This is a genomic window from Rathayibacter sp. AY1C5, from assembly GCF_002931705.1.
GTDB lineage: Bacteria > Actinomycetota > Actinomycetes > Actinomycetales > Microbacteriaceae > Rathayibacter.
In genome coordinates this window covers 1-6,123 of the sequence record NZ_PSWD01000051.1, presented here as the reverse complement: position 1 = coordinate 6,123, position 6,123 = coordinate 1, and the positions used below count along the sequence as shown (strand labels likewise).

Below are 6,123 nucleotides of genomic sequence, written 5' to 3'. Positions count from 1 at the left end.
AGCCGACGCGAACCAGCCACCGCCGGGCCGCTCTAACCCGCTCCCCTCGAACCCGCCCCGGCTCCGCCGGACGCTCCGCTCCCGCCGTCTCAGGCCGTGAGTCCGCCGAACAGCAGCGACACCGTCATCGCGATGATGACCGAGTCGAAGGCGAACGCGATGACGACGTTCGCGCGCACCAGGCGCCAGCCCTCTCTCGAGCGGATCTCGGCCGAGACCGTGGCCACCGTCGTGGACAGCAGGAGCGCGAGGGTCGCGTCGTCACTGAAGTGCGGCGCCTCCTCGAAGGCGAAGCGCCCCTGCGACCGCCGGGGCGACCGCGACTCGAGGCGCAGGCAGGCCTGTGCGACCGAGAAGACCATCAGCACCCTCGAGCTCGCGACGGCGAGCAGGGCGGCGGCGATAGAAGGGGGCTCGCTGCGGAACTCCGTCCTCTGCGCGATCGCCACCGTGACCGCGATCGCCACCGTGATCACGATCGCCGGCACCGCCGCCGACAGCGTCGTGCTGGTCGCCCCGGTCGCCCCCAGCATCCGCGGGAGGAGGCGCCGCTCTCCGCGCGCCTCCTCCTCGGCGGCGCTCCGCAGCGCCTGCTCGTCGAGGAGCGAGGAGGAGGCGGCGCTCCATCCCACGGGGAGGGCGGTGGAGAGCGGCCGGCCGAGCAGATGGACCGGAACGAGGGTCGCCGTCGCATCGACGGCCCCGTCGCCCGGAGCGAGCGTCCCCGTCGCCAGGACGAGCAGCACCACCACGATCGTGACCAGGAGGCGCACGCACACCCGGAACAGATCCGAGCGGGGTCGTCTGCGCGCGGTCATCGCCGTCCTCCCCGTCAGAGGCCCGGAGCGCGCCTCGAACAATATCCACGCCGTTCCGTCCTGCGGTGTCCCCGTGCACCACCGGGCCATTCGTTGCAACCAACAACAAATCCCCCGCGCACCCGGCAGAATGGACCCATGACCTCACGGAGCAACTGGGCGGGCACCTACGAGTACCGCGCCGCCGCCATCATCGAGCCGGAGTCCGTCGAGGAGGTGCAGCGCCTCGTCCGCGAGAACGAGCGCGTCCGCGCCCTCGGCAGCCGCCACTCCTTCAACTCCCTGCCCGACACCCCCGGCGCACTGCTGCACCTGGGGCACCTGGCCTCCGACCCCGTGATCGACGCCGAGGCGAGCACCGTCACCGTCGGCGGCGCCACCCGCTACGGCGTCGTCGCCGCGCACCTGCACAGCAACGGCTACGCCCTGCACAACATGGGCTCGCTCCCGCACATCTCGGTCGCCGGCGCCATCGCGACCGGCACCCACGGCTCGGGCGACCGCAACGCGAACCTCTCCTCCGCCGTCTCGGCGCTCGAGCTCGTCACCGCCGACGGCTCGCTGCGCACGATCCGCCGCGGGGAGCCGGGCTTCGAGGGCGTCGTCGTCGGCCTCGGCGCCTTCGGCATCGTCACCCGCGTGACCCTCGACATCCAGCCGACCTTCGACGTCCGCCAGGACGCGTTCGTCGACCTGCCCTGGGAGCGCGTGCTCGACGACTTCGACGCGATCACCTCCTCCGCCTACAGCGTCAGCCTCATGACCCACTGGTCCTCGCCGACGGTGGAGCAGCTGTGGCTGAAGACCAAGGTGGCGGCGGGATCCGTCGCCGACGTCGACGCGACGCACCTGGGCGCGGTCGCCGCCTCCGCGAGCCTCTTCGCCGTCTCGGAGGGTGTCGACTCCAACCTGAACCCGTTCGGCGGCTCCGTCGGACCGTGGTCCGAGCGCCTGCCGCACTTCCGCCTCGACCGCGAGCCGAGCGCGGGCGACGAGATCCAGAGCGAGTACATGGTGCCGCGCGCGAACGTCCGCGAGGCGATCGTGGCGCTGCGCGCGATCGGCGAGCGGATCGACGACGTCCTGCTCATCACGGAGCTGCGGACCATGGCGGGCGACGACCAGTGGCTCTCCCCCGCCGGAGGCCGCGACAGCGTCGGCGTGCACTTCACCTTCAAGAAGGACCGCGCCGGCGTCGACGCCGTGCTCCCCGCCGTCGAGGGAGCGCTGCTGCCGCTCGGCGCCCGGCCGCACTGGGGCAAGCACTTCCTCGCCGGAGCCGACGAGATCGCGCCGCTCTACCCGCACCTCGAGGAGTGGCGCACCCTCCGCTCCGAGTGGGACCCCTCGGGCCGCTTCGCGAGCGACTTCCTCCGCGACCGCCTGCTCGGCTGAGCGGCACCCGCCCCGCGGGACCAGGCAGGTTCCGCGGGACGGGGCTCACCGGACGCAGCACAGGACGGGGCTCACAGGACGCAGCTCGCGGGACGCGGCTCTCGGAACGCCGCTCAGAACAGGCGTGCCGCGTCGGCGGGCTCGACGAGGTCGCGCACCAGCGCCGGGATCCGCTTCCGGAACGGGAAGAACCCCCGCGACGCCGACGGCCACGCCGCACCGTCCCAGCGGCGGCGCACGGTGACGAGCGCGACCCCCTCGTCGGCGAGAGCCGAGCGGAGCGCCTCCACCCGCTCGCCGACGGGCCCGACCGGCGCGTACGGAACGACCACGGTGTCGATCCGCTCGGAGACCGCCCAGTCGACGACCGTCGCGGCACGCGCGTCCGCCAGCACCCGCGCCGGCCGACCGCTGGAGTCGGAAGTGCGCTCGGCGGCGTCGGCGAGCGCCGCGGCGGTGAAGGCGGCGACCGCGTCGGAGACTCCGGACGGCGAGCGCCCGCCCGCGTCCCCGGCGACGGCGCACGCGACGAGGCGCTCGGCCAGACCCGGCTGCTCGGCGAGCAGGCTCTCCGCCTCGAGGTCCTCCTCGTGCAGCAGGAGGCCGGGGCGGGCGCCGACGGTCCCCACAACGTCGTCCTGCTCGAGCGGTGCCCGCGGCGGGAAGGGCTCCTCCGTCAGCGCGGGGGCTGTGGTGGCGAGGCCGCTCGGCGAGAAGCGCCCCTCCGTGTAGCGGGCGATGTTGGACGCGGAGGCGAGGTAGGTCTTGCCCGGAGTCTGCAGGCCGGCGACCCATCGCCACGACAGGGTGTTGGACGCGGCGTCGCCGTCGAGCAGGTGCCGGTAGAAGAAGTCGGCGCCGAGCTGCCAGGGCAGTCCGAGGGTGAAGATCCAGATGCTCGCGAACCACATGCGGGTGTGGTTGTGGAGGTACCCGGTCTCGACGAGCTCGCTCACCCACGCGTCCATCGCGTCGATGCCGCTGTGTCCGCCGATCGCGTCGAGGTACCCGGGCGGAGGATCGCCCGCGGAGGAGTCCGCCACCTCGCGGCGGTAGCGGCGCCAGACGTCCGGGTTCTGCTCGAGCCAGCCCTTCCAGTAGGTGCGCCAGAACACCTCCTGGACGAACTTCTCCGCGGCGGTCAGGCGGTGCCGCGCGAGGACCGCGGCGACGACCTCCCGCTCGGTGACGAGGCGGTGGCGGAGGTAGGGCGAGAGTCCGGAGACGTTGTCCCGGGACGGTCCGAGGTCGTGGTTGCGGTCGCGGGCGTAGGCGGAGCCGGCGCGGGCGACGAAGTCGTCGAGCGCCTCGAGACCGGCGGCTCTGGTCGGGATGAACATCGCCCCATCATCGGCGTCGGCCCGGTGAGAACACCGGCAGCGGCCTCCCGAGTGCGCTCCGGGGACGGAGGCGCCCGCCGAGCGCTCGTCAACGGGGTGACCGGCGCCTCCGACCCGACGTAGCGTCGGAGGACGAGAGGGAGGCCGCCATGCCCCGCGAGGAACAGATCCCGTCCACCATCGAGCGCTCCGACGAGCACGCGCAGAAGCTCTGGTCGGCCGCGCACGACTCGGCCGTCGACAGCTACGGCGACGGTGAGCGCGCCCACCGCACGGCCTTCGCCGCGCTGAAGCACGAGTACGAGAAGGTCGGCGACCACTGGGAGCGCAAGGCCGAGAGCGGCCCCTCCGACTCCCGCGCCGAGGGCCACGGCCGCTCCCCCGGGGGCGAGACGGCGGGCGGAGTGGACGCGAACGCGACCAAGGCGCACCTGATGGACCTCGCCAAGCGCCTGGACGTCTCCGGCCGCTCGCGCATGACGAAGGCGGAGCTCGTCGAGGCCCTGCAGAAGGAGAGCACCCGCCGGACGCGCGACGCGCGGTGAGGGCGCCGGCGGGGCCGGGGACAGCCGCCTCGCCGAGCCCCGGCCCGCTCAGTCCAGCGCGTCCCTGATGGCCGCCATGCCCAGCTCCAGCTCGGCGAAGGTGGTCGACAGGGGCGAGAGGCCGATCCGGATGCCGTCGGGTCGGCGGAAGTCCGGCACGACCCCCTCCGCCTGCAGCCGCGGGATCAGGCCGGCGAACGACTCGTGCGCGATCGTCACGTGCGAGCCGCGTCGGGCGGGGTCGAGCGGAGTCGCCACCCGCACCCCGCGCGGCACCAGCCACGCGTCGGCCAGCTCCAGCGCGTACGCCGTCATCGCCTCCGATTTCGCGCGCACCGCGGGCATGCCGACCGAGGCGATCAGCGCCATCATGTCCTGCATCGCGAGCATCCCCGTGATCGGCGGGGTGCCGCTGAGGAAGCGCCGCATCCCCTCGGCCGGACGGTAGCCGGGTCCCATCTCGAACATGTCGGCGACGCCCATCCAGCCCTGCACCGGCTGCGCGAGCGAGCCCTGGTGCCGCGACGCGACGTACGCCCACGCGGGCGCCCCCGGGCCTCCGTTCAGGTACTTGTAGGAGCAGCCGACCGCGAGGTCCGCGCCCCACGCGTCGAGCTCGAGCGGCACCGAGCCGACGGAGTGGGAGGCGTCCCAGAGCACGAGCGCGCCGGCCTCGTGCGCCTGGGCGGTGATCGCCGCGGCGTCGGCGAGGAACCCCGAGCGGTAGGCGACGTGGCTGAGCAGCACCAGTGCCGTCCGCTCGCCGAGCGCCGGGGCGAGGTCGTCGGGGCCGACGCCGCTCCCGGGGTCGGAGTCGATCCAGCGGAGCGTGCTGCCGGTCTCGGCCGCGATGCCCTCCAGCACGTACCGGTCGGTGGGGAAGTTGTCGGTGTCCACGACGATCTCGTCGCGCCCCTGCTCCGCCTGGCGGGCGATCGCCGCGCGGGCGAGCTTGTAGAGCAGGACGGTCGTGGAGTCGGCGACGACCGTCTGCCCGGCCGCGGCTCCCAGCACCGCGGAGCCGAGGGCGTCGCCGACCTCGAGCGGCATGTCGAGCCAGCCCTCCTCCCAGCCGCGGATGAGGCGTCCGCCCCACTCCTCCTCCGCGAACCGCGCGAGCCGGGCGACGCTCGCGCGCAGCGGCCGGCCGAGCGAGTTGCCGTCGAGGTAGGAGCGGACCTCGGGGGTGCGGACGAACAGCTCGGGGCAGTGCGCGAGCGGGTCCTTGGCGTCGAGCGGATGCATGCCCTCACCCTAGGTCGCGGGTGCCGGGCGCGACGCGTGCCGCCGGGGCCCCGGATGCGTGCCGCCGGGGGCCCTGACGGGTGCCGCCGGGGCCCCTGACGCCGCTCGGACGCCGCCCACCGTCCAGAAGTCGTCGCACTCGGCCGCGACTGCGACGACTCCCGAGCACTCGCGAGCCCTCACCCGGAGCCCCTCCCCCCCCCACTGTCCAGAACTTGTCGCACTCGGCGTCGCCTGCGACAACTCTTGAGCACTCGCAAGCCCTCACCCCGGAGCCTCCCCCACTGTCCAGAAGTCGTCGCACTCGGCGTCGACTGCGACAACTCCTAAGCACTCGCGAGCGCTCACCCGGAGCCCCTCCCCCCACTGTCCAGAAGTCGTCGCACTCGGCGTCGACTGCGACAACTCCTGAGCGCTCGCGGACCCGCGCACTCGCGCCGGTCGCCACTGCTCCGAAGTCGCCGTGCTCGCGCTCCAGTACGGCCGCTTCCGCGTGGTCGCGGAGCCGCCGGGCCTGTCCCAGCGGTCGTCGCCGAGTGCGCAGAAGTCGTCGCACTCGAGCTCGAGTGCGACAACTCCTGGACAGTCGCGGGAGCCGGAGGAGAACGGAGCGGGAGCCGGAGGAGAACGGAGCGGGAGCCGGAGGAGAACGGAGCGGGAGCCGGAGGAGAACGGACCTCGAGTCGGCGAGCGCCCCCGCACCCGCGAGCACGGCCGCGCACCTGGGAAGTCAACGGGCGGACGCCGCCCCCCGCCCCGCCTAGCCTCCGAGGACGGCCC

5 protein-coding genes are annotated in these 6,123 nt (G+C 73.7%); 2 read left to right on the top strand and 3 right to left on the bottom strand.

Annotated features, from left to right (window positions below):
* Positions 1-89: 89 nt before the first annotated feature.
* A complete protein-coding gene (locus C5C57_RS17290; protein WP_181069266.1) occupies positions 90-818 on the bottom strand; it encodes a DUF1345 domain-containing protein in 729 nt (242 codons plus the stop codon).
* A gap of 138 nt (positions 819-956) precedes the next feature.
* Between C5C57_RS17290 and C5C57_RS17285 the strand changes: the two genes are divergently transcribed.
* Complete coding sequence (locus tag C5C57_RS17285) at positions 957-2,213, top strand: D-arabinono-1,4-lactone oxidase (RefSeq protein ID WP_104248349.1); 1,257 nt, start codon at positions 957-959, stop codon at positions 2,211-2,213.
* Positions 2,214-2,326: 113 nt separating this feature from the next.
* Here the strand turns inward: C5C57_RS17285 and C5C57_RS17280 are convergent, their stop codons facing one another.
* Positions 2,327-3,553, bottom strand: a complete 1,227-nt coding sequence (locus C5C57_RS17280) for an FAD-binding domain-containing protein (RefSeq protein ID WP_104248350.1) — start codon at positions 3,551-3,553, stop codon at positions 2,327-2,329.
* Positions 3,554-3,702: 149 nt separating this feature from the next.
* Here C5C57_RS17280 and C5C57_RS17275 point away from each other — a divergent pair, with 149 nt between their 5' ends.
* A complete protein-coding gene (locus tag C5C57_RS17275; protein WP_104225169.1) occupies positions 3,703-4,098 on the top strand; it encodes a ChaB family protein in 396 nt (131 codons plus the stop codon).
* A gap of 48 nt (positions 4,099-4,146) precedes the next feature.
* On the opposite strand, the gene C5C57_RS17270 is transcribed toward C5C57_RS17275, so the two are convergent.
* Positions 4,147-5,343, bottom strand: a complete 1,197-nt coding sequence (locus C5C57_RS17270; RefSeq protein WP_104248351.1) for a kynureninase — start codon at positions 5,341-5,343, stop codon at positions 4,147-4,149.
* Positions 5,344-6,123: the final 780 nt, after the last annotated feature.

Excerpts from the sequence above, each read along its gene's own strand:
- C5C57_RS17290 (WP_181069266.1), bottom strand. The coding sequence starts at position 818 with ATGACCGCGCGCAGACGACCCCGCTCGGATCTGTTCCGGGTGTGCGTG.
- C5C57_RS17285 (WP_104248349.1), top strand. The coding sequence starts at position 957 with ATGACCTCACGGAGCAACTGGGCGGGCACCTACGAGTACCGCGCCGCC.
- C5C57_RS17280 (WP_104248350.1), bottom strand. The coding sequence starts at position 3,553 with ATGTTCATCCCGACCAGAGCCGCCGGTCTCGAGGCGCTCGACGACTTC.
- C5C57_RS17275 (WP_104225169.1), top strand. The coding sequence starts at position 3,703 with ATGCCCCGCGAGGAACAGATCCCGTCCACCATCGAGCGCTCCGACGAG.
- C5C57_RS17270 (WP_104248351.1), bottom strand. The coding sequence starts at position 5,343 with ATGCATCCGCTCGACGCCAAGGACCCGCTCGCGCACTGCCCCGAGCTG.